Origin of the sequence: Sporosarcina jeotgali, from assembly GCF_033304595.1 — a bacterium.
In the GTDB taxonomy this organism is placed as follows: Bacteria; Bacillota; Bacilli; order Bacillales_A; family Planococcaceae; genus Sporosarcina; species Sporosarcina jeotgali.
Map to the genome: position 1 here is coordinate 1,808,824 of NZ_CP116341.1, position 26,600 is coordinate 1,835,423.

General features: G+C 39.8%; 31 protein-coding genes and 1 pseudogene. 7 read left to right on the forward strand and 25 right to left on the reverse strand.

What is annotated here, in order from left to right:
• Both PGH26_RS08900 and PGH26_RS08905 read left to right on the forward strand, forming a co-directional pair.
• Positions 1-384 carry a CidA/LrgA family holin-like protein gene (locus tag PGH26_RS08900; RefSeq protein WP_323690730.1) on the forward strand — a complete coding sequence of 128 codons (384 nt, stop codon included), beginning with the start codon at positions 1-3 and terminating at the stop codon, positions 382-384.
• Entirely contained in the window at positions 375-1,064 is a 690-nt protein-coding gene (locus PGH26_RS08905; protein ID WP_323690731.1) for an LrgB family protein, read from the forward strand. Before PGH26_RS08900 ends, PGH26_RS08905 begins: the two co-directional genes overlap by 10 nt.
• Positions 1,065-1,196: 132 nt before the next feature.
• Here the strand turns inward: PGH26_RS08905 and PGH26_RS08910 are convergent, their stop codons facing one another.
• Genes PGH26_RS08910 through PGH26_RS08920 form a run of 3 tightly spaced genes read right to left on the reverse strand, consistent with a single transcriptional unit; the run spans position 1,197 to position 2,556 of the window.
• Positions 1,197-1,649, reverse strand: coding sequence for a MarR family winged helix-turn-helix transcriptional regulator (locus PGH26_RS08910; protein ID WP_323690732.1), 453 nt, complete (start codon positions 1,647-1,649; stop codon positions 1,197-1,199).
• Positions 1,646-2,122 (reverse strand): glutathione peroxidase, encoded by a 477-nt coding sequence (locus PGH26_RS08915; RefSeq protein WP_323690733.1) that lies wholly within the window; start codon positions 2,120-2,122, stop codon positions 1,646-1,648. The genes PGH26_RS08910 and PGH26_RS08915 overlap by 4 nt, the downstream gene beginning before the upstream one ends.
• Before the next feature lie 14 nt (positions 2,123-2,136).
• Positions 2,137-2,556 carry an organic hydroperoxide resistance protein gene (locus PGH26_RS08920; protein WP_323690734.1) on the reverse strand — a complete coding sequence of 140 codons (420 nt, stop codon included), beginning with the start codon at positions 2,554-2,556 and terminating at the stop codon, positions 2,137-2,139.
• Between the two features lie 168 nt (positions 2,557-2,724).
• Between PGH26_RS08920 and PGH26_RS08925 the strand changes: the two genes are divergently transcribed.
• Positions 2,725-3,780, forward strand: coding sequence for a M42 family metallopeptidase (locus tag PGH26_RS08925; protein WP_323690735.1), 1,056 nt, complete (start codon positions 2,725-2,727; stop codon positions 3,778-3,780).
• A gap of 129 nt (positions 3,781-3,909) precedes the next feature.
• Here the strand turns inward: PGH26_RS08925 and PGH26_RS08930 are convergent, their stop codons facing one another.
• From PGH26_RS08930 to PGH26_RS08945, 4 genes are all read right to left on the reverse strand, one after another.
• Positions 3,910-4,545, reverse strand: a complete 636-nt coding sequence (locus PGH26_RS08930; RefSeq protein ID WP_323690736.1) for a hypothetical protein — start codon at positions 4,543-4,545, stop codon at positions 3,910-3,912.
• On the reverse strand, positions 4,526-5,038 hold the full coding sequence (locus PGH26_RS08935; protein WP_323690737.1) for an RNA polymerase sigma factor: 513 nt from the start codon (positions 5,036-5,038) through the stop codon (positions 4,526-4,528). The genes PGH26_RS08930 and PGH26_RS08935 overlap by 20 nt, the downstream gene beginning before the upstream one ends.
• Before the next feature lie 181 nt (positions 5,039-5,219).
• On the reverse strand, positions 5,220-6,563 hold the full coding sequence (locus tag PGH26_RS08940) for a TldD/PmbA family protein (RefSeq protein ID WP_323690738.1): 1,344 nt from the start codon (positions 6,561-6,563) through the stop codon (positions 5,220-5,222).
• A 2-nt stretch (positions 6,564-6,565) separates the two neighbouring features.
• Positions 6,566-7,954 (reverse strand): TldD/PmbA family protein, encoded by a 1,389-nt coding sequence (locus PGH26_RS08945; protein WP_323690739.1) that lies wholly within the window; start codon positions 7,952-7,954, stop codon positions 6,566-6,568.
• 334 nt (positions 7,955-8,288) lie between these two features.
• Here PGH26_RS08945 and PGH26_RS08950 point away from each other — a divergent pair, with 334 nt between their 5' ends.
• The gene (locus tag PGH26_RS08950; protein ID WP_323690740.1) at positions 8,289-8,585 is read left to right on the forward strand and encodes a hypothetical protein; all 297 of its coding nucleotides are present in this window, start codon (positions 8,289-8,291) and stop codon (positions 8,583-8,585) included.
• 192 nt (positions 8,586-8,777) lie between these two features.
• Here the strand turns inward: PGH26_RS08950 and PGH26_RS08955 are convergent, their stop codons facing one another.
• From PGH26_RS08955 to PGH26_RS09000, 10 genes are all read right to left on the reverse strand, one after another.
• Entirely contained in the window at positions 8,778-9,452 is a 675-nt protein-coding gene (locus tag PGH26_RS08955; RefSeq protein WP_323690741.1) for a hypothetical protein, read from the reverse strand.
• Positions 9,453-9,641: 189 nt separating this feature from the next.
• Entirely contained in the window at positions 9,642-10,241 is a 600-nt protein-coding gene (locus PGH26_RS08960; RefSeq protein ID WP_323690742.1) for a hypothetical protein, read from the reverse strand.
• Complete coding sequence (locus tag PGH26_RS08965) at positions 10,234-10,617, reverse strand: PadR family transcriptional regulator (RefSeq protein WP_431312487.1); 384 nt, start codon at positions 10,615-10,617, stop codon at positions 10,234-10,236. The genes PGH26_RS08960 and PGH26_RS08965 overlap by 8 nt, the downstream gene beginning before the upstream one ends.
• A 105-nt stretch (positions 10,618-10,722) precedes the next feature.
• On the reverse strand, positions 10,723-10,968 hold the full coding sequence (locus PGH26_RS08970) for a GNAT family N-acetyltransferase (protein WP_323690743.1): 246 nt from the start codon (positions 10,966-10,968) through the stop codon (positions 10,723-10,725).
• A 6-nt stretch (positions 10,969-10,974) separates the two neighbouring features.
• Entirely contained in the window at positions 10,975-11,235 is a 261-nt protein-coding gene (locus PGH26_RS08975) for a GNAT family protein (RefSeq protein WP_323690744.1), read from the reverse strand.
• 64 nt (positions 11,236-11,299) lie between these two features.
• Positions 11,300-11,542, reverse strand: coding sequence for a hypothetical protein (locus PGH26_RS08980; RefSeq protein WP_323690745.1), 243 nt, complete (start codon positions 11,540-11,542; stop codon positions 11,300-11,302).
• Positions 11,543-11,947: 405 nt separating this feature from the next.
• Positions 11,948-12,385: a hypothetical protein gene (locus PGH26_RS08985; RefSeq protein WP_323690746.1), complete on the reverse strand. Its 438-nt coding sequence runs from the start codon at positions 12,383-12,385 to the stop codon at positions 11,948-11,950.
• Positions 12,386-12,534: 149 nt separating this feature from the next.
• Positions 12,535-12,852 carry a hypothetical protein gene (locus PGH26_RS08990; RefSeq protein WP_323690747.1) on the reverse strand — a complete coding sequence of 106 codons (318 nt, stop codon included), beginning with the start codon at positions 12,850-12,852 and terminating at the stop codon, positions 12,535-12,537.
• Between the two features lie 159 nt (positions 12,853-13,011).
• Positions 13,012-13,287 carry a YqhV family protein gene (locus PGH26_RS08995; RefSeq protein WP_323693495.1) on the reverse strand — a complete coding sequence of 92 codons (276 nt, stop codon included), beginning with the start codon at positions 13,285-13,287 and terminating at the stop codon, positions 13,012-13,014.
• A 271-nt stretch (positions 13,288-13,558) separates the two neighbouring features.
• Positions 13,559-14,083: a hypothetical protein gene (locus PGH26_RS09000; protein WP_323690749.1), complete on the reverse strand. Its 525-nt coding sequence runs from the start codon at positions 14,081-14,083 to the stop codon at positions 13,559-13,561.
• A 273-nt stretch (positions 14,084-14,356) separates the two neighbouring features.
• Between PGH26_RS09000 and PGH26_RS09005 the strand changes: the two genes are divergently transcribed.
• Positions 14,357-15,409 carry an aromatic acid exporter family protein gene (locus tag PGH26_RS09005; protein WP_323690750.1) on the forward strand — a complete coding sequence of 351 codons (1,053 nt, stop codon included), beginning with the start codon at positions 14,357-14,359 and terminating at the stop codon, positions 15,407-15,409.
• Positions 15,410-15,675: 266 nt separating this feature from the next.
• On the opposite strand, the gene PGH26_RS09010 is transcribed toward PGH26_RS09005, so the two are convergent.
• Positions 15,676-16,113 carry a hypothetical protein gene (locus tag PGH26_RS09010; protein WP_323690751.1) on the reverse strand — a complete coding sequence of 146 codons (438 nt, stop codon included), beginning with the start codon at positions 16,111-16,113 and terminating at the stop codon, positions 15,676-15,678.
• A gap of 329 nt (positions 16,114-16,442) precedes the next feature.
• Between PGH26_RS09010 and PGH26_RS09015 the strand changes: the two genes are divergently transcribed.
• Positions 16,443-18,275, forward strand: coding sequence for an alkaline phosphatase family protein (locus PGH26_RS09015; RefSeq protein WP_323693496.1), 1,833 nt, complete (start codon positions 16,443-16,445; stop codon positions 18,273-18,275).
• A gap of 96 nt (positions 18,276-18,371) precedes the next feature.
• On the opposite strand, the gene PGH26_RS09020 is transcribed toward PGH26_RS09015, so the two are convergent.
• Both PGH26_RS09020 and PGH26_RS09025 read right to left on the reverse strand, forming a co-directional pair.
• Positions 18,372-19,088: a dihydropteridine reductase gene (locus PGH26_RS09020; protein ID WP_323690752.1), complete on the reverse strand. Its 717-nt coding sequence runs from the start codon at positions 19,086-19,088 to the stop codon at positions 18,372-18,374.
• Between the two features lie 219 nt (positions 19,089-19,307).
• Positions 19,308-20,090 carry an SDR family oxidoreductase gene (locus PGH26_RS09025; protein WP_323690753.1) on the reverse strand — a complete coding sequence of 261 codons (783 nt, stop codon included), beginning with the start codon at positions 20,088-20,090 and terminating at the stop codon, positions 19,308-19,310.
• Positions 20,091-20,289: 199 nt separating this feature from the next.
• Here PGH26_RS09025 and PGH26_RS09030 point away from each other — a divergent pair, with 199 nt between their 5' ends.
• Positions 20,290-20,883, forward strand: coding sequence for a TetR/AcrR family transcriptional regulator (locus PGH26_RS09030; protein WP_323690754.1), 594 nt, complete (start codon positions 20,290-20,292; stop codon positions 20,881-20,883).
• 168 nt (positions 20,884-21,051) lie between these two features.
• On the opposite strand, the gene PGH26_RS09035 is transcribed toward PGH26_RS09030, so the two are convergent.
• The 5 genes and pseudogenes from PGH26_RS09035 to PGH26_RS09055 all read right to left on the reverse strand — a co-directional run bounded on the left by PGH26_RS09035 (position 21,052) and on the right by PGH26_RS09055 (position 26,442).
• Complete coding sequence (locus PGH26_RS09035) at positions 21,052-22,542, reverse strand: aldehyde dehydrogenase family protein (protein WP_323690755.1); 1,491 nt, start codon at positions 22,540-22,542, stop codon at positions 21,052-21,054.
• Positions 22,543-22,707: 165 nt separating this feature from the next.
• Positions 22,708-23,139: pseudogene (locus PGH26_RS09040) on the reverse strand (lysoplasmalogenase family protein); the annotation flags it as partial.
• A 12-nt stretch (positions 23,140-23,151) separates the two neighbouring features.
• Positions 23,152-23,385: a hypothetical protein gene (locus tag PGH26_RS09045; protein WP_323690756.1), complete on the reverse strand. Its 234-nt coding sequence runs from the start codon at positions 23,383-23,385 to the stop codon at positions 23,152-23,154.
• A gap of 103 nt (positions 23,386-23,488) precedes the next feature.
• A complete protein-coding gene (locus tag PGH26_RS09050; protein WP_323690758.1) occupies positions 23,489-24,181 on the reverse strand; it encodes a hypothetical protein in 693 nt (230 codons plus the stop codon).
• A gap of 449 nt (positions 24,182-24,630) precedes the next feature.
• A complete protein-coding gene (locus PGH26_RS09055) occupies positions 24,631-26,442 on the reverse strand; it encodes a sensor domain-containing diguanylate cyclase (protein WP_323690759.1) in 1,812 nt (603 codons plus the stop codon).
• Between the last annotated feature and the right edge of the window lie 158 nt (positions 26,443-26,600).

Sequence of the window (26,600 nt, forward strand, 5' to 3'; positions counted from 1 at the left end):
ATGAAAATTATAGTTAAGCTGAGTCAAGTCGCCGTACTATATGGTTTTTACTTAGCGGGAAGCTGGATACATGACTTCCTCCACATCCCGCTTCCGGGCAGCATTATAGGTTTATTGTTAGTTTGGGGATTATTAAGCACAAACCTTTTACAATTGAAATGGATAGAATCAGGAGCGCATGCCCTCTTATCGGTTCTGCCTATATTTTTCATCCCTGCAACTGTTGCTGTCATGAATTATGGCCACTTCTTTTCTGGCAAAGGCAGCTTGTTAATTCCAATTACAATTGTCAGTACGTTTTTAACGATGGGAATGGCCAGTTTTGTTAGCCAATCGGTCGCAAAGCGGATGGACAAGAAAAAGGCGGGATCTGAATGCAGCTGATTCTTCTATCATTGGGATTCATACTCATGACGATTGCAATCTATTTTGCAATGACTGTGCTTTATATGAAAGTCCACTTACCATTTTTAGTACCCATCATTACCACTACAATTGTCATTATCGTCATTCTGGTTCTGTTTAATATTCCTTATGAAACGTATATGTTTGGCGGACAGTGGATTGATAAGCTTCTCGGCCCTGCCGTGGTCTCGCTGGCGATTCCTTTATATAAACAAAAAGAATTATTGAAGCGTCATATCTTTCCGATTCTGACTGGCGTTTTGGCCGGATGTCTGACAGGGATGGTTACGGGCGTGCTGCTTGCGAAAAGTGCCGGATTTCCAAAAGAACTTGTCTTATCCATTTTGCCTAAATCGATTACGACGCCAATTGCGATGCAAATTGCAACGCAAATCGGCGGAGTTCCAGCACTGGCAGCCGTTTTTGTCATCATTGCTGGAATCTCGGGTGTGCTACTAAGTCACTATTTCCTCGCATTCTTCAAGTTGGACACGACTCTTGGACGTGGAATTGGATTAGGTGTCGCCACCCATGCTATCGGAACTTCCAAAGCGATTGAATACGGTGAACAGGAAGCGTCGTTAAGTTCTGTTGCAATGACTCTTTCTGCTATTTTCGGATCCATTCTCGGGCCAGTGGTTGCTCTGTTATTTTATTGATGAAATGACTTGGCAGTTTAAATAGATCGATACTAATGATGATTTTATAGTCGACCTTTGCTATTAAAACAAGCAGAAACCGATTAAATTCGGTTTCTGCTTATTTCGTTGTCGATTAATCTTTAATGAAGTTTACAAATCAATAGTTGTCGAGCGTTGCTTCAATTTACGATGCAGACCATTCAGCTTCTCCATCAGCTCTTCATATTCTGTCAAACTAATGTTGCATAACTGTACTTCTTCTGCAACCCGTCTTGTAATCGCACGTTGCTCCTGGAAGGCTTTTTCTTCAAGGGTTACATATACTTTCCGCTCGTCTTCTTTAGAGCGTTGTTTACGAAGCCAGCCATTTTCCTGCATTCGTGAAATCATTGGATTCAGAGTACCTGTTCCCAGGTTTACCCGCTCCCCCAGTTCCTTCATTGTCACTTCATCTTTTTCCCATAATGCTAATAATACTAAGTATTGAGGATACGTCAGTCCAAATGATTTTAGAGCACTCGTATACAATTTGTTAAACTCTCCAGCAGTTTCATAGACAGCGAAACAAAGCTGTTTGTCGAGTGAAAGGAAATCTTTCATCATAGGAGCTTTTCCACATCTTCTGCCAATTTCTCAGGAGCCGTCTGCGGAGCGTATCGATTTACCACTTTTCCATCACGATCCACTAAAAACTTAGTGAAGTTCCACTTAATCTTTTTTGATAGCATTCCTTTCTTCTCTGAAGTTAAATGAGTGAATAAGGGATCAGCATGGTCCCCATTTACATCAACTTTAGCGAATACGGGAAATGTAACACCGTAATTCACTTGGCAAAATTCTGTAGTTTCATCTATATTATCAAACTCTTGGTCGTTGAATTGATCGCAAGGAAAGCCTAAAACTGTTAAGCCTTGGTCTTTATATTCTTCATATAATTCCTGCAGTCCGCCAAACTGAGGTGCAAACCCGCATTTACTCGCTGTATTGACAATAAGGAGCGGCTTGCCTTCATATTCCTTTAGCGACAGCATTTCACCATTTGCTTTTTTCACTTCGAAATCATAAATTGAACCCATTCGAATTCCTCCTCTTAGTTAACAAATAGTTCAACTTCTATATTACCGCGCATCGCTTTTGAGTATGGGCAATAGTTGTGCGCTTTGTGTGCATATTCTAAAGCTACTGCATGTTCTACTCCCTCAATTGAAACTTCCAGTTTGACCCCGAGCTTCACGCCTTTGTCTTCCTTATCTGGATACAACGCAACAGTTGCTATAACTTCACTGCTTTCAAACTCGACTTGGTCTTTTTCTAATTGAAGTTCAAGTGCGCTGTTAAAACATGCACTATATCCAGCCGCAAATAACTGTTCAGGATTTGAAGCAGTTGTCACATCTCCCCCAAGTGCAGCCGGTTTGGCTACATCTAAATTGAAGATATTGTCCGGTGAATAAACCGATCCATCCCGGCCGCCTGTATTAATAATCGTAGTTTCGTAAAATGGTTTCATAGTTAAAACTCCTTTTATTTTATATCTTGCACGATTCAATCGTATACGATATAAAATCTTGTTACAAATTTAATGCTTGCTATGATTAAATTTCAACAACAATAGTTGTGACAATTCTTATAAAACGATAAACTTAGAGTGACGAACCATTTTGAAAGGAGCATACATATGACATATAAACCAGATACGGCTGAAACAAAAAAACTGATCCAGCAACTTGTATCGATTCCAAGTCCTTCAGGCTATACAAATGAGGTCATCACTTTTGTCGAAGATTATTTGAAAAAGTTCAATGTGAAAACGATGCGCAACCGTAAAGGCGGACTGATTGCCACACTGCCTGGTAAAAACAATGAGGAGCACCGCATGCTGACGGCCCACGTGGATACGCTTGGCGCTATGGTAAAAGAAGTGAAAAGCAATGGACGACTGAAACTCGATTTGATTGGCGGCTATAACTACAATTCAATTGAAGGCGAGTACTGTCAAATTCATACGGCTTCAGGCAAAACGATTACAGGCACGATCTTAATGCACCAAACTTCTGTACACGTGTACAAAGATGCTGGCAAAGCAGACCGAAACCAAGTAAATATGGAAGTCCGCATTGATGCGAATGTGAAGAACGAGAAGGAAGTCCGCGCTCTCGGCATAGAAGTCGGTGATTTTGTATCACTCGATCCGCGTGTGGAGATTTGTGATAATGGGTTTATCAAGTCCCGCCACTTGGATGATAAAGCCAGTGTCGCGATTTTGCTGCAGCTTATTAAACAACTCCATGAAGAGAAAATCACTTTACCGGTTACAACACATTTCTTAATTTCCAACAATGAAGAAATCGGTTATGGCGGGAATTCCAATATTCCAGAGGAAACTGTCGAGTATTTAGCAGTCGATATGGGTGCAATGGGGGATGGCCAATCTACAGATGAATACACGGTGTCCATTTGTGCAAAAGACGGAAGCGGCCCTTACCACCTGGGACTGCGCAACTCACTCGTTGAATTAGCGAAAAAACGAGACATTGCCTACAAGCTCGATATTTATCCGTACTATGGATCTGATGCATCCGCAGCCATCAGAGCAGGACATGACATCATTCACGGACTGATTGGACCGGGCATTGACTCTTCACACGCGTTTGAACGCACACATGAGGATTCGCTGGAATGTACATTGCAGCTGCTTTATTATTATGTGCAGTCAGAGTTACAGCAGTATTGATTGAATAACAAAAAAGACCAGCTGCCATTTTTCAGGCGGCTGGTTTTTACATTCTTTAGGATTTCTGAATCCCCTGTAAACAGTGTGAATCAAGAACAATTGCATATAGATTTTCACTGGCACTTAACCTTATTCTGGTTCACCGTCGATATAGAAGGGAGTATTAAATTCCACGCCGTCTTCTCCTATATACTTCCGCGGAGCAATTTTAGTCAATTGATATGTGAAACCTTTATCTCCCTTTACACGCAATGTGTAGCGGTCTCCCTCTCTTTCAATCTTAAAATCATCAAATTCTCCTGCAGGCAATGCAGGTTCCGGTATTGTGTAAACATTCTGGTATTTCTCAGGTTCTTCATCATCCTCTTCCTTCCCCATCAATGAATCTCCCATGTCTATGAAGACATCCTGAATGATCAGCAAATGGTCCGTGACTTCAATGCTGTATTTGCTGGGACTTGTAAAGCTGGTCTGCAGCAGATACACATTCCTCCAGGATTCCGTCACATCTTTTCCGTCCGATTCAGCAGCAGGTGTCTCAGTGGCAGATGGAGTGAGAAGTGCATAAAGACCGCCAGCAAGTGACAAAAAGACAATCATTGACACGACAACGGGAATCCATTTCGGCGTCCGGCGGGGTGATTTACGTGAGGCATGCTCAAAAACTCGACTGCGTGCTTTTCTTTTTTGCTCGCTTGAGGGTTCTGTTGCTTTGCTAAGTGATTTCAATTCTTCTGTAATGTCATCATCGGACAAGTGTGTCAATTGTAAAACCTCCCTTCTCCAATTCTTCCTTAAATGCTGCCAGCGCACGGGACAGGCTCATTTTCACTTTGCTCTCGGTGCAGTTTAGTATCACCGCAGTCTCTTTAGTGGAAAATTCTTGGACTTTGCGTAACGTGATTACTTGCTGGTAACTTGGTTTTAGTTTCCCGAGTGCCTCGTAAAATTCTTTATGCTGAAAATTTAAAAGTGCAGTCTTTTCTGCGGATATATCGAGAAGATTGCAGTTGCTTGGCAGATCAATAAAGTGAGTCAATGGATGTTTCTTACGAAAATGGCTGATGACAGTCGTATAGGCAATACGGAAAATCCAAGTCTTCACAGACGATTGCTCTTTGAATTGGTGTTCTTTTGCGATCACCTTGATAAATGTCTCCTGAGCTAAGTCTTCCGCTGTCTGAACGTGTTTAACCTGCAGAAGAATATAGCTGTATACGGCATCGAAGTAGTTATCAAACCACTTGTAACTGGACATCTTTTCACCTCTCTTATGTACTTAGACGCAAATTATTTAAATCGGTCACTAACTAAATGATATATTCGCTTTGTTTGGTTGATGGATAACAAAAAAGACATCCTATAAGGGATGCCCTGTGGATCCTATTACATGAATGATTCTGATTGCTTTTTCCATTTGTACTTTAAACTTTTTTCTATTAATCCACGGTGACCGACAATGCTTTTACTTTTACTGAAGGTGAACCATACCCGCCCGGAACGAATTTCAAATCAGCTCCCACCGATTCGATTCCATTCATATAGTCAAAGAAGTTTCCTGCAATTGTCATCTGTTTCACAGGGGAAGAGATTTTTCCATCTTTGATATAGAACCCTGATGCAGCTACTGAAAAATCACCGGATATCGTACTTGTTCCTGAGTGAAGACCAGACAATTCTGTAATCAATACCCCCTCCTCCATAGCGGCGATCAGTTCTTCCTGACTTTCTTCCCCTGGAGCAATGTATAAATTGTCAGGCGCTACGGATAACGTGCTTTTATAAGATGCTTTACTCGCATGGCCAGTTGAAGAAACACCATCTTTTTTTGCCGTTTTCCGATTATGAAGAAGGGTTTTAAGGGTGCCATTTGATATAATCATCGTTTTTTCAGTAGCTACTCCTTCACCGTCGAAGTTTTTTCCTAACAACGCTTCCGGATGAAATGGATCGTCAACAATGCTGAAGGTTTCCGCACCAATTCCTTCACCAACTTTGTCTTTCAGCAAGGACTGTTCTTTTTGCGCTTCTTCTGCCGAAAAGATCGGTGTAAATGCTGCTAACAATGAGGCAGACGCATCATGCCGCATAATGACCGGATACTTACGTGACGGGATGGATGTCTCTCCCAACTTAGAAAGCGCTTCTTCCGCAGCTTCTTTAGCAATCTCCTCGGCATTCAACGAATTGAAATCCCGTGTCAATCGAACGCCCGCACCTGTTTTCATCTCTTCCCCATCTTTTGCAACCGCGGAAACAAAAATGATGAGACCATTGGTTTTACCTTGTAATGAAAGACCTTTATTGTTGGCAAGCACCCGCTCCTCCGTGAAGTCCTGGATCATGCAATAATTCAACGAAGTAATCCTGGAATCGTAAGCCAGCGTTTTCTTTTCCACTTCTTTGATGAACTCGATTTTGTCAGGGATTGAAACAGCTGCAAGCTCCTCACTGTAACGGGAATGCTCCGAGTAGTGTTCACTTCCTTCAAAAATATCTGTCCCATCATCTTCATCCAAAACGTCGGCATTCGCTTTGGCACTTTCAATTAAGAAGGAAATAGAATCCTCATCGATTTTTTCCGTATATGCATAGCCCATGCTGCCATTGTACAGACCCCTGAATCCAACACCGGCTTCTTCAGAAGTTTCATAGCTGTCTATTTCACCTTCAAATATCTTTACTTGAAACGAATTCGATTTCTCATAGTAAAATTCAGCTTCTTCAAACTTGGCATCCTGTGCTTTACTGAGTAATTCTTCCTGAAATTGTTGAATATCCATGGTTACTCCCCCTTTGTCCCACCGACAGTAATTTCACTAACACGCAACATAGGCTGCCCCACATTTACAGGGAGGCTGCCGCTGACAGACCCGCACATTCCAGCTCCATGCGCTAAGTTATTGCCGACTTTATCGACCATCTGTAACGTTTTTGCACCATTCCCAATCAGCGTGGCGCCGCGCAATGGACGATCAATCTTTCCATCCTTCACTAAGTAGGCTTCAGCAACGGCAAAGTTGTAATCCCCAGTTGCCGGATTCACTTGACCGCCGCCCATATACTTCGCGTAAATTCCATTTTCTGTTGAAGAAATGATTTCTTCCGGTGTCGATTGTCCTGGCGCGATATACGTGTTTGTCATTCTGGAAGTAGGGTTAAATCGATACGACTGACGACGAGAAGATCCCGTTGCCTCTGTATTCATGCGACGTGCGTTAAATTTATCAATCATATAGCCTTTTAAGATTCCATTTTCAATCAATACATTTTTACGGGTTTTCTCTCCTTCATCGTCAATCGATAACGAGCCCCACTCATTAGGAAGCGTCCCATCATCGATATAGGTCACAATATCAGGTGCCACCTTTTCCCCGATTCGATTTGCAAAGACCGAGTTATTCTTTGCCACTGAAGTCGCCTCAAGGCCATGTCCGCACGCTTCATGGAAAATCACTCCACCGAATTCGTTATCGATAATCACCGGGAACTTTCCACTTGGACACTCGTCTGCACCAAGCATCGTCACAGCAATACGGGATGCCTCGCCTGCGTAATGCTGCAAATCCAGATTTTCGATGAATTCAAAACCGGCATGAGCACCGGGACCATAGAACCCGCTCTGCATTTCTCCGCCATCCATCGCTGTCGATTGAATCGCAAGTCTGGAATGGACACGCTGATCTTCGACAAACTTGCCTTCAGAATTTGCAATTAAGACATGCTGCTCTTCATCAACATAACGAAGCCCCACTTGCCGGATTCGCTCATCATAACTTTTGGCAATTTCGTTCGCTTTTCGCATCACTGCTACTTTCCGTGCATGCTCAACGGTTTGCGGAAGCTGGGCAATCGTATGAATCGGTTGAACAATCTCTTTTTGCAGAGGATGGATAATTCCATTTCCGCCGCCGCTGATTGCTAAAGCAGCACGCTTTGCCGCTTCAATTAACCCTTCTTCCGTGAAATCAGAAGTATACGTATACACATTTTGAAGCCCTGAGAAAATACGGATCCCTATTCCGAAATCACGCCCCGATATACTTTTTTCAACTTTATCGCTCTGCAGCTCTATCGAATTGACAAACTTGTCTTCTATGAAAACCTCTGAAAAATCACCGCCAGTGGATAACGCGGCTTCCAATACGTTTTCTATAATGGATTGTTTAATCATTTCCCATTCCCCCTCCATTTGGATTATAACCTATATTTTGTTAGAATACATTGATTTAGATAACTATTCAGTTTTTGGTATTGTTACTGCCAGTTCAATATAAAATTTACTCCCCTAGGATAAATCGTTAACGGATATCAGCACACTTTGCTTCACATGAAAATAGCTGCCTTCATGGCAGGCAGCTTTCCATTGTATTCTTGCGACCCTCTTAATATTCAAAATGGAATGCAATAAAAAATCTTTAATTCTTAAACCAGAAACGACATTCGTTTTAGATAGTCGTTCTATCGTATATACTTAGAATTATAATTTCACTACGGAGGATCAGATTATGGAATTTAAAAATATCGATGAGCAAATCATTCAGAAATATAAAGAAGATGAAACGCTTATGGTCCGCCTATTTGTTCAATGGTGCGCGAACTTTGACCTGGACCCTCAAGTTCTATATCACAGGGCGTACCCGGCACAGTCAATAAATGTACTTTTGAAAGAAGTGATAGAAAGTGATGATGGATTTGACGAACTTCATATCGGCAATGAAACGATGCTCGATGTTCTCCAAATGTTTGGAAACGACGACCTTGCATTTGTAGTGGCGGATGAAATTCAACGCCTGGAAAAATAATAGGTGATGGCAGCTGTCACCTTGTTACACTTCGTCTCCCACCCGAAAATTACCAAAGAAGACATATCACCCGCTGCTTATCAGTTTTCCAATGGGGGAACGTTAAGATAGTTCAGACTCACCGCGTTAAAGTGAATAAAGATAAAAGCCTACTCCTCTATATCAGATATGAGGAGTAGGCTTTTTATTAATTCAGTCCATTAAAACTGATGAAATTGTATTCGTCTCCGTATTCACTGTAATCGTCATTGAGTTACACACACTAGCAAAAGCCTGTACTGCAGTCCTCTCTCTAAATGATTCATCAAATTCCCATTCACTTGGCATTACTACAAAGTATCCAGAAGCAGAGATGAAAGAGGCTTTAAAAAAAGTCCACAGCGAATGAACATCATATTCCACCAACTTCTGAACAGCGTCGAGATTCACTTTATATTCTTTTATCGTGAAATCCCCACCCCATTCCGCAGTACTCGTGCCGTAAACATCAGCTACGATGGGATTTAGTAGTTCATTATTTAATAAGTTTATGAACTGTGTTGTGGAACTTTCTATTACGTTTTGCATGCTTAACATGACTTGACCATCAGCTGTAATTTTTGAAATCCCATTGAAATGCGGAGCAATTTCTTCCATAACTTGATCATGGATAATACGATCCATTATAGGAATATCTAAAACTCCATTTGATTCGATTAAAACAAAGGGAGCCAAAAAGTACTGCGCTAGTGGTGATAAATGTTGTTCACATGGCTTTTTAACAATCAATTTCTCGATTACTATTTTAGGCGGCTTAGAATTCTCATTGAATTCCAAATCAAGGGTTTCAATATTATCGTTTGACTGTATCTCTTCAAATAAATTCATACTAGTTCCTTTCTAGACTTTCAAATTAGAAAGGAAATTTCTTGTGCACCAAAGTAAAGAACTTCCCTCTATTTTAAAAGTCGTTTTATTTTAAAATCTTTTCCAGTTACGATTTCTTAAAAGTTCCAAAGAAAAATGGGCTGTTTGAAGTTCAGCTACTTAGCATATATAGCCCCATTCTTTTAGTGTCTATTTGGCTGCCCAAAACACTAGACCTGCTAAAAAAACCGTCATAATCACAGCGATGATTATACTTCCAAGGGTCCCAAAATTAATAATAGGACTGCTAATATTTTGATTTAGATACACTATGCCAAATGAAATAGCAGATATTAATATCACCAATCCAAGAAATAAAATAGCACGCTTTACAGGCATATACTTTTTTATTATAGTACATTTTAAGTATGCAAAAGCGAATAATAAAAACATACTGCTAATCACAATATGACTAACAATATCCAAGACTGAATACGACAGATCTAGTGTTAATATGTCCGGGAAAAGCATAAATGTAAATGACCCGAAGATGATTAAACATATATACTTGAACCAGCTTTTATTATCAGTTGTTAACTCCCCCGAAACCATTTCCATATATTCTTTCGGAGACGATCCAACAATTTTTTCAATGGTCTTGCCATTCTGTTCCGCTTCATATAAGTGATCTTCCAAATCATTTACAATATCATTCACGTCATCTAAACTTTTTTTGCTTGTTATTAAGTAAACACGTAGATCCTCTAAAAACTTTTTGCTTTTTCTAGACAGTGCGAACTCACTACTCATTTTTTCCCTCTCCTTCTGTATCTGTTATGGAATATAAAACGTTGTTTACATTGACTTGCAATATATTCCACCGATTATGAAAATTACCTAATTCTATTTCTCCCTTGGGAGTTAAAGTATAATACTTTCTTTTAGGACCAGCAGTAGACTTCTTTAAAGTAGATGTAACAAGTTCTTCTTTTTGCATACGCAATAACAATGGATAAATTGTACCTTCACTAAAAGAATCAAATCCGAAATCCTCCAACTTCTCTGCCAGTTCATAACCATAAACTTCCCCCTTTTGTATGATAGCTAATAAGCACCCATCAATGATTCCTTTCAACATCTGTGTTGATGACAAACTAATTCCCCTCCTCTTTACCTTGTATAACATGAGTAATGAGCATAATATTTTTCAATGCATGATAGTGTCTTCATGATAATACAAACTAACTTGCTATGCAAGACAATCGAGCGACCTAAAAATCTAAAGTTGTCTTTAAGAAGACAACCTGTATTGTATTAACCTAGTTTCAACACCTAAGTATTCCTCAGTACCCATTCTGCCAACTTCCTTAAATCCTATTCTTTCCAGCATCTTACTAGCTCGCATATTCGTCTCGTTTGTTTCAGCATGAAAAATTGTAATCCCAAAGCGGTCAGATGCATGATCCATCATGCACAGACAGGAATTATATCCAATTCCCTTTCCCCATAGCGTACTGTCACCAATTGCAATTCCCAATTCCGCTTAGTTATTTTTAATATGAGCTAAGTCTGCATATCCAATTAACTCATTTTCAAAATCGATTCCCAACCGAATAGAATCTTCGGCTAGATGATTTACACAATGCAGCCACCATTTATATAGTTCTTGCTCGTCTCTATGTAACTCCCAGTCGTTTGCCAAACAAAATGCGTCGTTTTTACTCCATTTCAGAACGTTAGGAAAGTCTTCCAAAATTATTGATCTAAGTTTTATAGAATTACTGGCATTGTCTTCAAAAGTCATAAGTTCCCCTCTTCTACTAAAATGATGGCTTAATTCACAGACTAGATTTGCATCAAAACATTAGTTAACTGCCATCTCTACTGCGGGCAGACTTTTTCTTGTCTTTAAGATCCAAATAAGCACTGTATCCAAAGTAAACCAGCAATCCGCTCCAGAAAACAATCGCTGAAGAGAATAGTTCCTTTTCCACTAACAAATAGAAAAAAAAGTTAATGAATGATACGATCATATACGTATAAAAACCAAGCAAAACCGCTCTTATGCTATTCTTTTTTTCCTTTTCGTTCATCCGTCGGAAAAACATCATGTAACTCCCCTCTTCTTTAAATCACCACTAGCCGATGGCAGCCCGAATGAAATATTCTTAACCAATTAGTTTAAATAGATTGCTCTCAAGCCTTATGCAGTTCCTAGTTTGACCCATTCAAGTGAAAGAATCTGTTTGTATGTAAACTAGTCAAGTTTGTATACCAAGTATAACATTCCCAATTCTGAAAAGTGCATTATCTAGTGACGATTATCAATTTGTCAATCATCGCTAAAGACACATCAAGAATTATCCGTATTGTTGTGCGCCATCACTGATTTGCTGTTTGTGTATTGAATACATTTACTGCGGACTTAATGCAGTCAGTATCTAAGTTAACAGTTGCATGTTTTTTTCTGCAACAAAAAAACGCCATGGCAGGCGTTCAAATAAAACAAACTAGTTTTAACCATATTTAGAAAGCTGTGATTCTAATTCAGAATTCAGTTCGTTGACTTCATCTAAATAGTGACCCAACATCGATTTCAAATACAGCAATCCGTCCATAGCAGTCGGGAAATACCCTTCTTCCACTATGTGTGAAATCGTTGTATGTACTTCTTCCTTATTTCTAAGATTGATCTTTAGAATTCCACTTTTAACATCGTATACCATCAAATCATAATCGGTTTTATTAAATCCCAGTATTGGACCTCTGCTCGTGTGGAGCTGGATCGAAGGATGCGTAAATATCAAGTTTTTCTTATGATACCACTCAATCAGGTCTTTAGATTTCTCTAAAAGGGCAGCAAGTACATCTTCTTGCTGTTGCTGCAATTCTTTTACCTGATTTGAAATCCGTTCGTATTCAATGAACTGAGCATCTAAATCTTCAACTGTCATCTAATCACATCTCCCTCTCCGTCACTGTCGAATTTTATTACCATTCGACAAATCGCGACGAAATCCTTCAATCCTATTTAAGGATTGGCATAAGAGATTCGTGTTTTTTTAACGAAACATGAAGGTTCTGCAAAGAAGCTATTTATTAATCATTCCTCAATCTTTTTCTTTAAATTAAAACGTTCCACTCGATCTGCAAGACCTGCATCCAGCAGCGCCTCAACTTCAATTTTTCCAAACAGGTCAAAATGGGGGTAGTCTTTTTTATAGTCAATCCATTCAGGCTTTAACCCATAGGTTTGTCCCCACTCCATCAGCAGATCAATATCCGCACAGCCAACCTTCGTCACTGTATTGCATCCTGGAAAACGGTCATCGATCCAGTAATGGGTAAGAAAGGCTATCTCACCAGCACGAACTGCTTCTTTCCAAGCTCTCAATTCTGTACGATTAGTTCCGAACGCCATCAGAAGGGCCTCCGTAAATTTCCTTTTCTTGTTTGTTGATAAACATAACATCACCTCTGCTCACCATTATACAAAAGAGGTCTGTCTATTACAGTTCAGGCAGCTTGTAGATGCGAAGTATGCTCTGTAACTGTTCCTGTGCAGTTCATTTCAAGTTTTTCACTTGGCCTTCAAACTGAACAAAATGAGAGAAATTCCTGCAAACAGACATACCATCCTCGTCAAAGAGATCTTTTCAGTGAGTCCGCTGAGTGCAAGTCCTGTTGTGACAATCAAGATAACCGGACCAACTAGAGCCAGCATGCTGTTAATGTAGAAAGCCTTTTCCAAGTCATTGAATTTGTACATTAATGCAGCAGCCGATATTTCAATACTCCCCGAAATCACTCGTAACAATATGATAAAAAGTAACGCCCTCTCAATAACTCCAATCACATCCTCGGTTGTATTCAGACCAATATATGCAACCTGTCCAATTATTATTTGAAGGAACGTGGAATCGGTCATACTGGATAACCTTTCAAACAATCAGTTGCTAATTTCAACTTCACCATATAATGCAAAAAAACGCTGACTCATCACCAGCGCTTTCAAGTTTAAGTTTTCAATTTACTTCAATTCCCTTATCGCACTACCATTAAGGTCAAACATCAACAGATTTAATATAGCTTTTCCATAATAAATTTCAAACCATTTACACTCACTTCTAATTTGAATCTGACAGCGGAAGCCAGAAACCCATGACGTTAACAGCTGTCAATGAGAAAGAATCTGTTACGAGTTCTCCTTTTGCCCAAAAGAAATATGAAGATAGGTGATAGCTTTGTATTGCTGAACTTTCAGCGTTCATGACCGGAATATCATCGTTTTCAGAAACTTGCAGGCATTCTATCCCTGCACAAAAAATACCATGTTCATCTTTCAAATAGCTGCTGAATTCAGCTGTCTCATACGGTACACGATAAAGGGATACGAAGATTAGCATGCCCGCTATTAACACACACTTTTTAATGAGCGAAGAATCCAAATCGAGTGTGAGTCCTATAATACAAAACAAAAATAGAACCATCCAAACTATCGACTTCGATTGAAATACTAGATGAAAAAAGAACGACATCATCAGGAAATATGCTAAATACCGCGTCAGTAATTCTTCTTTTGATTTAAAAAACAATCCATAAAACAACGCACTCGCTATAATTGCGAAAAATGCTATTTGAAATACACTCACTGCCGGTCCCCCTCTTTTACAGTAAGGTGTTTTTAAAGCAAACCTTCATGATTGTTAACTTTTAACAGATTGTATTGTGAATATGTGCTCCATCCCAGTCTATATCCACATCTTACCGGAAAGATTAAATTATCACAATACTCGACAAGTTATCATATGTTTTTTCGATGAATAGATCCATTCATTTCATTAGGAAAGATCAATGAAACAGATGGGGCGTACACAACCATCTGCTTCCTATGTTAAAATTAATGTGTAAGGGGACAAGATTAAATGCGAAACTTTCATTTCCATGGCATCCGAATTGTAAAAACAGGCATCGCCATATTTTTAACAGCCATTATTTGTGAATGGTTTCACTGGCCGCCTGTATTTGCAGTTATCACGGCTATTGTAACGATAGAACCGACCGTGAGTGATTCCATAAAAAAAGGCATCGTCCGATTTCCGGCATCTGCTATTGGTTCAGCATACGCTGTTTTTTTCATTGCACTTTTCGGGAACTCACCGATTACCTATACACTAGCTGCCGTATTCACCATTTTAACCTGTTACAAATTGAATCTCCATGCAGGGCTGCTTGTTGCAACATTGACAGCTGTCGCCATGGTCGAGGTCATCCATAGCAATTATTTAATCTCATTTTTCATTCGTCTAGGGACAACTACGACAGGTCTGCTAGTATCCACAGCTGTAAACATGATTGTCTTTCGCCCAGATTATCGAAAAGATATTTTAGACAGCATCCAGAATATCGGAGCACGGGCAGGAACACTACTTGAACAAACCTTCCGAACGATTCTCTATGATCAGCACATAGACCGGAAAATCAATAGGGATATCATGCACCAGCTCAACAAAGAAATCATGAAAACGGAAACTCTCATTCGTTTTCAACGGGATGAATCGAAATTGCATCCTCTGATAGGTGGAGATAAAAATGAACTTCATATGGCTGAAAGGCAATTATCCTATTTGCATAATCTGGATTATCATTTAGGAAATCTAATCAATTTACCCCTGAATAAGATTTCATGGACAAGTTCAGAACGTGCAGTCATCATGGACGCTGTAACGGAACTTGCCGATGATCTTCAGCATGCAGCAGACTACAATTCCAAAAAACATCAGCTTCAATTGAAAAACATTACAGATCTTTTCTGGGAAGACAATGAAGAGATCACAAAAAACAATGACATTCATCCAACTCAGTTCCCTCCTGAGTTAATTATTCTGTACGAGCTCGTCACAATATATAATTTAGTAGATCGATTTTACAATCCTGCTCAACCAATATGTCATCATGAAGTTAAGCAAAAAGATTGATCCTAATCGAAGAAAGAATCTTTTGGATAAAGGCTTTTGTTGGTAATCTTACATGTACTTTAAGAGCAGTTAAAATTCCTCTATACAAGGCTCCAGTTCAATGATTGAACTGGAGCCTTTTTTGCTTCAAGAAGCAGTAATGTCAGTAAAAGAAATAATTTAGTGCATGAAATCGACATCTACCGATACAAAAGCTTGGTTTTGTGAGACATCTCTTTTTTGAAGACACTAATAAAAAGCATCCGCACCCAGCAGATACTTTTTCATTAGGACCATATCCATATACCGAGCCGAACAAATATATTCGCCAGCACAACCAGGCCAATCAAAGCAACTAGCATATATTTTACGATTGCAAACATCAGCTGGACTATTTCCTTCTTCGTATTAACCTGAGCGAACCATCGCTTTTGACCGCATTCTTCACAATACAGCTTATGCTGAGTCATCGCAGCCCCAACTTTAACTAACCCGCTTTGTACACTGCCGCCAATTTCACGCTTCATGGAAAACTGATCTCTCCAAGTTGAATCGGATAATTTGATTTGTTTACTGTGAGGACACTCTACCGATTGATATTTGATATAAAAATCATCATACATCCCTTTTCGTTTTAAATCATTAATATATAATTTCCAAACGAGTCTCACCAACAAAAAGAGGGAACTCACAATCGCCAAAATGAAAACAATTAATGCAGTCATCCGCATCCATCCCTTTACTGTAATTGATCGGTTGGTTAATAGACTATCATTCAACAGTGAGCATGTCATGCATAACGTTGTTCAAGTTTTCAGTAATTAGTTGTCTGCGAACCTCATTTAGCAAGATTTTCAATTAGTTTTAATGTATTAACTTTCATTAATACTCTTGCAGGTTTACGTTATTTTGAGAACGGGAATACCTTCGTGAAGCGAGGGATGCCATTATCAAAAATTATATTAAAGCTGTACTATTCAGTGCTCTGTTCAGCGTCTCATTTACTTGTACTGATTCTGTTTATGCAGCTGATACAACTGGTACTATCAGTGTGGTGTCGTTTGACGGATTAGGCTACGCGGACGCACAGCGCTATATGAATAAAGGAAGTATGCCGAACTTGAAAGAATTTCAAAAAAATGCTGCCTATGCGACAGATTTTGTCACAGTGATGCCCTCTTTAACTGCTCCTTCCCATGCTGCTATGGCAACAGGCGCAGGACCTGAAAAAACTGGGGTTGTCAGTAACCAATTTCACACACGTGAAGACAAGGTAAATGACGATCAAAGCGGATTTGCACAAACACTAGGCGTGACCCCAATATGGAAAGAAGCTGTAAATCAAGGAAAAGTCACCGCCACTGTGGCCTTTCCAGACTCTAATCCGGAAAATTCTTCTGCAGCTGCTTATGCCGTGTACTCGGGCGGAACCTTATCTAAGTCACATCTGCATAATTTGAAATTCTCCGCTATAGAAGACGAAAGAATTAATCAGCTGGCTACTAAGCCTGTAAAAGTGGAAGAAGCTATTATTACATTAGATATAAAGGATGCTCCTACCCAGCAGCTATTTATCTTGAGAACAGATGAAAAAGAACCGAAACTCTATATTTCCACAGATCAACATAGCATTGGAAAAAAGATGTCGTCAAACGGCTGGATTCCTATCGACTTGGATTTACCTTCCCTGGATAGCGCAGGCTTTTACGTGAAACTTAAAGGGGATGTCAAAAAGAAGGAGAATCTTCAATTGTTCCAAGGCACGATAATGGGAGGTCTTTACCGCGGTGCCGACGATTTTTCGAATCGAATCAAGTCAAAATTCGGATTTTATCCTGCGGCTGATGAACAGGAGGCATTTACGTCTGGACAGATTACCCGTGAAGAATATGAACAAGTCGGAGAGCATTTCACACAGTGGGTAACAGACGTCAGTTCATATATTAAAAGTACTTATCACCCCGACCTGCTGTTTTATTACTATCCTATGGTAGATACCGAACTGCATAAATTCTTATTAAGAGACCCTGCACAGCCAGGCTATACTCCCGCCAATGTACGAAAGAATGAAGAGTACGTAAGCTGGGCATTCAGTCAAGCTGATCAAGCGATTGGAAAAATACGCAACAACATGAATTCTGATGATCATTTGATAGTTATTTCAGACCATGGATTGGAACCAATTCATACAAGGCTATCTCCAAATAAGGAACTCGAGAAGGCTGGCCTTTTAGTGAGGGATCAAAAAGGAAAGATTGATTCGACTAAAACAAAAGCATATGCAGAAGCGAGCGGGACGATTGCACATGTCTATGTAAACTTAAAAGGCAGAGAACGCAGAGGAAGCGTGGAAGATACAGAATTTGATCAAGTAAAACAACAGATCGTGTCAATTTTTAAAACCCGTAAAGTTTTGTCCTCTATCGCTCAAAACCCAGAGAAAATGGTTCCCCCTAGTATACGCTGGCTTACTGGCAAAACAGAGAACCCTTCTAAAATAGTTACGTATCCGAATAAGTTAGGAGCATTTAATCCTGACTACAGCGAAGTTACTCCATATGAAAGAGTTTGGACATCGGATTCCGGTGAACATGACTTTTTAATGAATGGAAATAGCGGTGATGTCTTCTTATCAGCGGCCCCTGGATTTTTATTGGCTAGAAATGCGGATTTCGCTGTTGAGCCAACATTGGAACTTGGAAGTCACGGCGGTGATCCAGACCGTCGAAGACTGCGACCTATGTTGTATGCAGCCGGACCCGGAATTCCCCCGGGTGAAATGGACAATTCGATATCAATGGTGGACATTGCACCGAGTCTATATGAATTATTAGGGTTACAAACACCAGATTTTGTTGAGGGGAAACCAATTTGGAACAGCAAGTGATCGATGATGCCTGAACACAAAACAAGTACCATTGTTTTGTGTTCAGGCATTTTTTAGTGTCAGAAATTATTTCGAGTGCAGAATTAACTTTTTTGCTTAAACTGACACATCTGCTGATAAAAAATCAGGCAGAGATTGTTCACGTTTATCAAGCATGATCTGTTCGGGATTGACGCCCTGCTCACGAAGCACTTCAATATTCTGAATGAGGAATTCATCGCTGCCGACAACATAGAAGAGTCCATCCTTATCAGAAGCGAGCTGCTTCACTTCTTCATAATAATCTTTTCGATTATCAACGAACTGGGATGTGAACTTCTTATCAGGTGTAGATTCAAAAATAGCAGTGAATAAAAAATCCTTTGATGAGTCAATGTTCAGTGAATGAATTTGATTCACGTTATCAGCACGTTCGAAATAATCCAGAACGAGCGGTCTGAAAGTTGCCAGACCGACTCCGGACGACAGCAAGTATACATTTTTATCAGTTCTCTTAAGCGGCACATTTGAATGCGTTTTAAATAGTGCGACTTCATCGCCGACAGTTAGATTCCGCAAAATGGTTTTAAACTCTGAACACTGTTCTTTAATGCGAGTGGTAATCCCGATCGAATTTTCATATGGTAACGTGGAAATGGACATATGACGGATCAAGTTTCGATTAGGCTTTTCTCCAGCATTAAAACCTTCCAGCGCTAAGTGAGTGTGAGAGCCCTCTTCCCATACAAAGTCTTTCGGGCAGTCGAGTAAGAACGTTTTAACCTCAGGTGTTTCTTCTATAATCTTATTGATTTTAGTCCAGTAAATCTGCATTCTAAATCCCCCTTTTGAATAATTATTACATTTGTAAACCCACTATACTATAAATGATAATAATTCTCAATTAAATCCTTTAATTTTATGATTTACGTTAAAAACCCTATGGAATTTTCATTTTTTTAACCGTTCATCATCCAGGTGGATACATATAAAAAGAACATCGGTTTCCCGATGTCCTTTTTAAGTTGAACACTAATTTCCAACGAACTGCAATCAATATTTATAGGATTGTCCACCATCAATTGGCACAACGACACCGTTAATAAAGTCAGCTTGTTTTGAAAGTAAAAATGCAACTAAGTAACCCACTTCTTCAGGCTTACCAAAGCGACGCATCGGATTCCCTTTCACGAACTCTTTACCCGCAGATTCCCAATCATCTCCTCCTATTTGGCGGAGTGATCCCTCAACCATAGGCGTCATAATAGCACCCGGTGCGATCGCTTTGATGGAAACACCAAACTCTCCATATTCTACTGCGGAATTACGTGTCAACCCTACAACACCGTGTTTAGAAGCTGCATACCCTGACTGATTACCAACCCCGCGAATCCCTCCAACAGAAGCAGTATTCACTATTGAACCTGTTCCCTGATCTTTCATAACTTTTAGTACATGTTTCATTCCGTAGAAAACACCATTTAAGTTAATGGAAACTACCTTTTCGAATTCATCAGTACCAAAATCTTCTGTTAAATTTTGTTTACCTTCAATGCCTGCATTGTTAAAGAAAGCATCGATCTTCCCGTATTTTTCAACTGTTGCATCCACGTATCCTTTTACAGCTTCTTCATCAGCTACGTTCGCTTTCACTAACAACACTTCTGTATTCGAAGAAATTGCTAATACTTTTTCTTCTGTTTCCTTTAAGCCTTCTAGACTTAAATCCACTAATACTAACTTCGCATTTTCAGATGCTAATTGTAAGGATGCGGCCTGTCCAAGTCCTGAACCCGCTCCTGTCACAATCACGACTTTATTCTCAAAACGATTCATATGATCTCCTCCATTGTTTAATTTTGTAGAATGCACAATAAGTGTATGCTTGCTACTAATTCACACCCTTTTTTATGCTTCTACTTCTTATAAGCTTATTTTACTAAACAGCAACGTTTTCAAACCATCCGCAAAAATTGATATAATGTGGAGGAAACCAACACTTTTGCAGAAACTGTTCACAAGGGAGGGGTATTTAGTGAAATCCGATTCCATCCAAGCTATTCGAACGAAGCAATTTTTGAAAAACGGATTTATTGAAATGGTACATAAAAAAGGATATGGAGCTGTTACAGTTAAAGATATCATCGATTGTGCACAATTTAATCGAACTACTTTTTATGTATATTATCATAATAAAGACGATCTGGTTAAAGAGTTAATGGAGGAAATGTTCCAAGCCATTCAATATAACAGTATATCTAAGTATAAAATCGATAAGCACACGAAAGTGACAGAGCTAACGACAGACTCGTTCGAATTATTGAATTACATTTATGATCATCGCAGCTATTTCAAATTACTCCTGTTAGAGGATACATTGCCGCATATCCATCTTCAGCTTCCCGAAGCAATTTTTAATGTATTACAAAATAAATTCGACATTCAGTACAATGTATCCACTGTTGATGATGATTCCCAAAAACGCTATATGTCTTTCGGTACCGCAGGATTAATTATGGATTGGGTTTCTAAAGATTTTGATGCAACACCTGCGGAAATGACCGAAAAGTTGATTGCAATTCTGAATACATTTGCAAAAGGGTTTATCATAAAAGAAATTACTGGTTAAAGGGCATTTAGGCGAATGAAATGTGCCATTTTCCTCATTTCAATCCGCATAATTTCATTTCCTTTTAATCTGCGAATAACACTGCAGAGCGAGGATATCTGGTTAAAAGGGGTATCAGGCAGAATGCCCGATACCCCTTTTAACTCATATTTTGGATGTGTACCAGAATCAATACATACCGTCTGTTTCTTCACTTGTGTTGATAAAGATATTCTTAGTTTGAGAATACGCATCTAAGATACTCTTGTACGTCTCGCGGCCAATACCTGATTTTTTATAGCCGCCAAACGGTGCACCTGCGGAGACATTAGTGAATTGGTTCACCCACATCCGCCCTGTGTGAACGCCTCGAGAAACACGAAGTGCTTTGTTAATGTCACGTGTGAACACGCCGCCTGCAAGACCGTAATCCGAGTCATTCGCTAATTTAATTGCTTCAGCCTCATCTTTAAACTTAATGATTGTTGCAACAGGACCGAAGATTTCTTCTTGAGCAATCCGCATTTTATTATCGGCATCCGCTAAAATAGTGGGCGCCATAAAAGCACCATCGCCCAACCCATTGTCTTTAAGCTGATAGCCGCCTGTAATGACTTTGGCTCCTTCTTTTTTACCAATCTCCACATATTCTAAAATTTTGTCCAGTTGTGTTTGATTGATTTGCGCACCCATCTGGACGCCCTCTTCCCAAGGCAATCCCACTTTCACTTTCTCAAATGCCTTTTTCAATGCCTCTAAGAAGTCGTCGTATATCTCTTCTTGGATAAAAATACGTGAACCTGCACTGCAAACTTGTCCCTGGTTGAAGAGAATACCCATTTGAACTCCTTCAATTGCACGATCCCAAGGCGCATCACTAAAGATAATATTAGCTGATTTACCGCCTAGCTCCAGAGTGGATGGAATTAAACGATTGGCTGCAGCTTTTGCAACTTTGTATCCAACCTCCGTGGAACCGGTAAAGGCCAATTTAGAAATTCCTTCGTGGTTTAGAAGATAGTCTCCGGATTGTGAACCTTTACCTGTAACGATATTGACGACGCCTTTAGGTAATAACGGATCTACTATTTTTGCAAATTCCAGGATACTGAGAGATGTGGACGAAGACGGTGAAATGACAATTGTGTTCCCCGCAGCTAATGCAGGTGCAAGTTTCCAGGCAGCCATTAGTATTGGGAAATTCCACGGAACAATTTGCCCCACAACACCAATCGGTTCTTTCAGAACGATTGTCAGATTGTCTTCATCTAATTGTTTAGCTGTTCCTTCTTCAGAACGAATGACACCCGCAAAGTAACGGAAATGATCCGCCGCTAAACGAACATCCCCACCTGCAGTTTCTCTCAATGGTTTTCCATTATCAAGTGTTTCTACCATAGCCAGATGCTCATTATTTTTTTCAATGGCATCCGCAATCTTCAATAAAATGCCGCTTCTTTCTTCAACTCCAATTTTGGACCATTCAGGGAATGCTTTTTGTGCGGCATCCACTGCACTGTCCACATCAGCATTGGATGCGTTTATGAATTCACTTAGTTTTTCACCGGTTGAAGGATTGATGGAATCGATTTTTTCACCTTTGGAACCTTCAGTCCATTGACCATTAATATAAAGATTATAAGAAGGGTCTATATATTTTTTTACGTCTACAGTACTCATAAATTAATCGTCCTCCCTTTTATTGTCTACTACATTAAATTCCCGATAATTTCCTAAACAAACATAACCATTCAAAGAGTTTCTATTCTTACATTCAAAAGCAATCGGACCATCCCTCAAAAAGGATGGTCCGATTGCTTTTATAAATTACCATACAGCATATTATCAACTATTCTTGTGTACTATAGATTCCATTTTTCCATCATCATAGTTTGGGCTCATGTGCCGATCCCCTATGCTGGCAGCAAAAAAGACTTGCGCAGCGTAGTAAGTACTCATGACGAGTGCTTCCCGGGCTGGAAGCGGAGTAACAAATCGATCAATCGCAAGGAACGAATCTGAACAAATAAAGAGAATTGCTCCAATGATAACAAACGGCAGCCGTGTACGAATGGCTTCCCACCCCATTATAAGAATCACCGCGATGTACGCAATGATCGCTGCACCAAGAACCAGTTCCACTGCAAGAATTTGAGGAACCGCAATCCAAATAACGATAAAAAGTCCGTACAGAATAAGCGGTATTGCTGCCAAAAGCGGTACGGACTGACGCCGTGCTGTCCGGAATGCAGTGATATAAAACAAATGAGCAACAAAAAATGCAGAAAGTCAAGCCATGAACCAATAAATTGCAGCATCTGCCACCATACTAATCACTAAGCCCATTAGAATAACCTTTTTATAATAGGCAGAAACCAAAGACATGTTTGAAGCCGCATACATAATAATCAACATCATTGGAACTAGCTTCATAGCAATTTTGAATCCCACCGGTTCTTCCGGTATTAGAAAAATGTAGACAAGCCCCATTATGGTGATGACAGCCAGCAGCACATTACGCACGCAACTCCACTCCTTCTAAATTGTTGCTTGTGAGTCAAACAACCTCAACTAAAGAAAGAATCATTTCAAAGTTGAGTCGTACACAGAAAACGGTTTCTTGACGTCACTCTTTCACAACGGATTCAATAATCCTTTTCATTTTCTCATTTCCATATGCTTCATAACCGATTATATTTTCATCCAGCAAGTAAATTGTATGGAACGTGGATCCATCTTCAAGTTGAAAGTATATAAAGACTCGGTTGTGCCTATTGCTTTCGTTTTCGGGGTCTGTATCTCCTTCATAAGGAAGGGACAAGTATTCTTTAAGAAACTCTTTAGTTTGCTCAGGGTCCATTTCTCCAAGAAAGGAATCATCTTCATCACTTCTGATGCTGATTTTGGTCACTTTCCCTTCTATGTCGGCGAGGTCACCCAGCGTTTCTGCATTTGGATTGTTGACTACTTGAAACACACGGCCATCTGCAAAAACACGAAATTCCGGTTTATAGCCTTCCACTTCGTACACCTGCGTTCCCACAGAAACATAAGAAGCCTCGCCGTTTTTCAACTTATGACTGGAGCAAGCGTGACCGTCCAGCATATACGATACGTTACCAAGACTGTCTCCTGTTTCCGGAACAGGAGCATCTTCGTTATGAATCATGCCACTGCTGTATTTGATATCGTTCATCATAAGCACATCTGCCCAATCGATTTGACCATCTGGACATCCCCGGATACCATCCCAGAACGAACAGCCCGCGCTTAGGGAAGACATCGACAAAATTAGTGCCAGTAACCACTTCTTTTTCATAACTTGCATCCCCCTAAAGTTTTAAGATGGTTACAAACTTAATTCAACAGAAGCGCAAGGAAAAAGACGCCAAAGCTCTCTGCAGCCTATGAATTAAAATAATTGATTCTATACAAGTTATTGGCTTTGAAGATCGTGTGTGTATTGTTCACTAGCGACAGTTTTTGGTAAAAAAACCATGTCACAGTCGGGTGCTGTAGCCATTCCGCGAGTACAGCTCATTCTATTATCTGATTTGTAGGAATTCCATGTATCCTCATCATACCTCATTTGAAAAATGAACGGGACATTTTTTACCACTATTTTACTGCATTTAAAAAACCGCTTGCCCAGGCAGCAGCAAGCGGTTTTTACTGTTTTAGTTATTCTATGAGTGTTATCTTGTACCAGACAACATTAAGGTGATTCAGAACCTTTCTGGTGCACGGCCATACAGCGCTATAGAGCATTCAAAAATCGGTATCCTGCCTTATGTTAATGAACTCTACTCGGTTTCTTCCATTTTCCTTTGCAGCGTATAACGCTTTGTCACTTCGCGATATAAAGGAATTCAGTGTATCTCCTGGCATCTGGAAAGCGACTCCAAAGCTGGCGGTTTTCTTACCTGCCGCATTGAAAGTGAAGTCAGCAAATACTGCCCGTATTTTTTCGCTTAGTTCCAATGCCTCTCCCAAAGTAGTCGAAGGGCTTATGATTAGAAATTCTTCGCCTCCCCAGCGTCCAACGGTGTCGGAATCGCGAACGGATGATTTAAAAAGCTGAGCAGCTTCCACTAATACATCATCGCCGACCTGATGACCGAATGTATCGTTGACATGTTTAAAATAATCGATATCGATTAATATAATCGACAGCGGAGTATGTTCAATTTGAGCGCGTGAGAATTCATTTTCTAATACATGATCGAGAAGAATGCGGTTTGGAATTTGAGTAAGACGATCTGTATTAGCCAAATGTTCAAGCTCCACTTGAATTTTTTCGAGTTCTTGAGTTCGCTCCACGACTTTCTTTTCAAGCGTTTCATTCAACTCTTCTTGAGTGCGCCGGTTGTCTTTCATAATTAAGGTAATCTTATCGGCTAAAGCCAGTGACAATATTAAAGCTTCAAACATTGCACTATATGCAGGAATCTCTTCGAAGACAGCCAATGAGAGCGGCACGAAGCCCAGCATAACCAATGCTTGAATAATCATGGAGCCTAACAGAAAGCTCCAACCTACTATATAGAATCGGGCTGATTTATGGCCTTTCAATAAGAGCCTTACGCCTGAAACCCAAAGGAAAATCAGGACAACAAGACCCATCGCTGTAATGAATAGATCGGTATAATATTGAGGAACACCTGCAATTACGGCGATTGTCGATAGTACAGCCAATCCAATTGCCACATTTAAAAGACGATTGCTATTAGGCAGATGTCGTTTAAGTTCCAGAAATTCTTTTCCGAATAAAACCATGAAAACAATCATCAAATTGCAGCTAAGGCCAAGTGTTTTTGTCAATAACCAAGGCGATGCAATATGTCCGAACAGCTCGACGTCAAAAGAATTCATAGTGCCCTGAAATAGCATAAAGCTGAACATGTAGAGGGTGTAGTATAAATAAGAACGTTCCCTGAACGAAAAATACAGGAAGAGATTATATAAAGCCAAAGCTAGTAAAAACCCATAAAAACTGCCCGAATAAAATTTATAGGCTGTGACCTTCTCCAAGAAGCTATTATTTGTATAAAACTTAGTGAAAATTGTCAAAGGCAGTTGACCGTTTAATTGCAGATAGATTTCTTGAACATCTGAAGTATCTATAGGGAAAAGCATGGACGGGTAAGCAAACGGCTGATTTTCCAAGTTGTATAGTCCACTTTTATACAATTCATAAGAACCATCTTTTCTCACAACATAAACATTTAAATTCTCGATTTTGTCATTGTACTCCAGCCAATGCAACTGTTCGCGATTTGGAATACTATCCGCTGCATTTAATTTCAGCCAAATCGTATCCTTAGTATGCAGGAATGATATGTATTTCTCCGTGCTGGGGGCAAAGGAAGAATTATACGACCCTTCGATCAGCTCGTCAATCGTAATAGAGTTTGTAGGATCCTGCAAAATTTCGTAATGCATGCCCAAATCTATTGTATCGTCCGCTGCATCTTGACTATCTGCGGCGGCTGCAGGTGCAGGATGAACGAAAAAAAATAGGATCCAAGGTAAAAGCATTAGAAACAAAGAATATCCAAATCGTTTCGAAAGCAAAGTCATATTTCACCAACTTTCAATGTTTTAGCATTTGTAGAATATATCATACCATAAAATTATTAAATCAGGACTATCAACTTAGTTATTTTATCCTACATATTCCTTTTTTTATCACACTAGTTTCAGCTATACATGCGTATAATTGAAAAAGCTAGATGGCA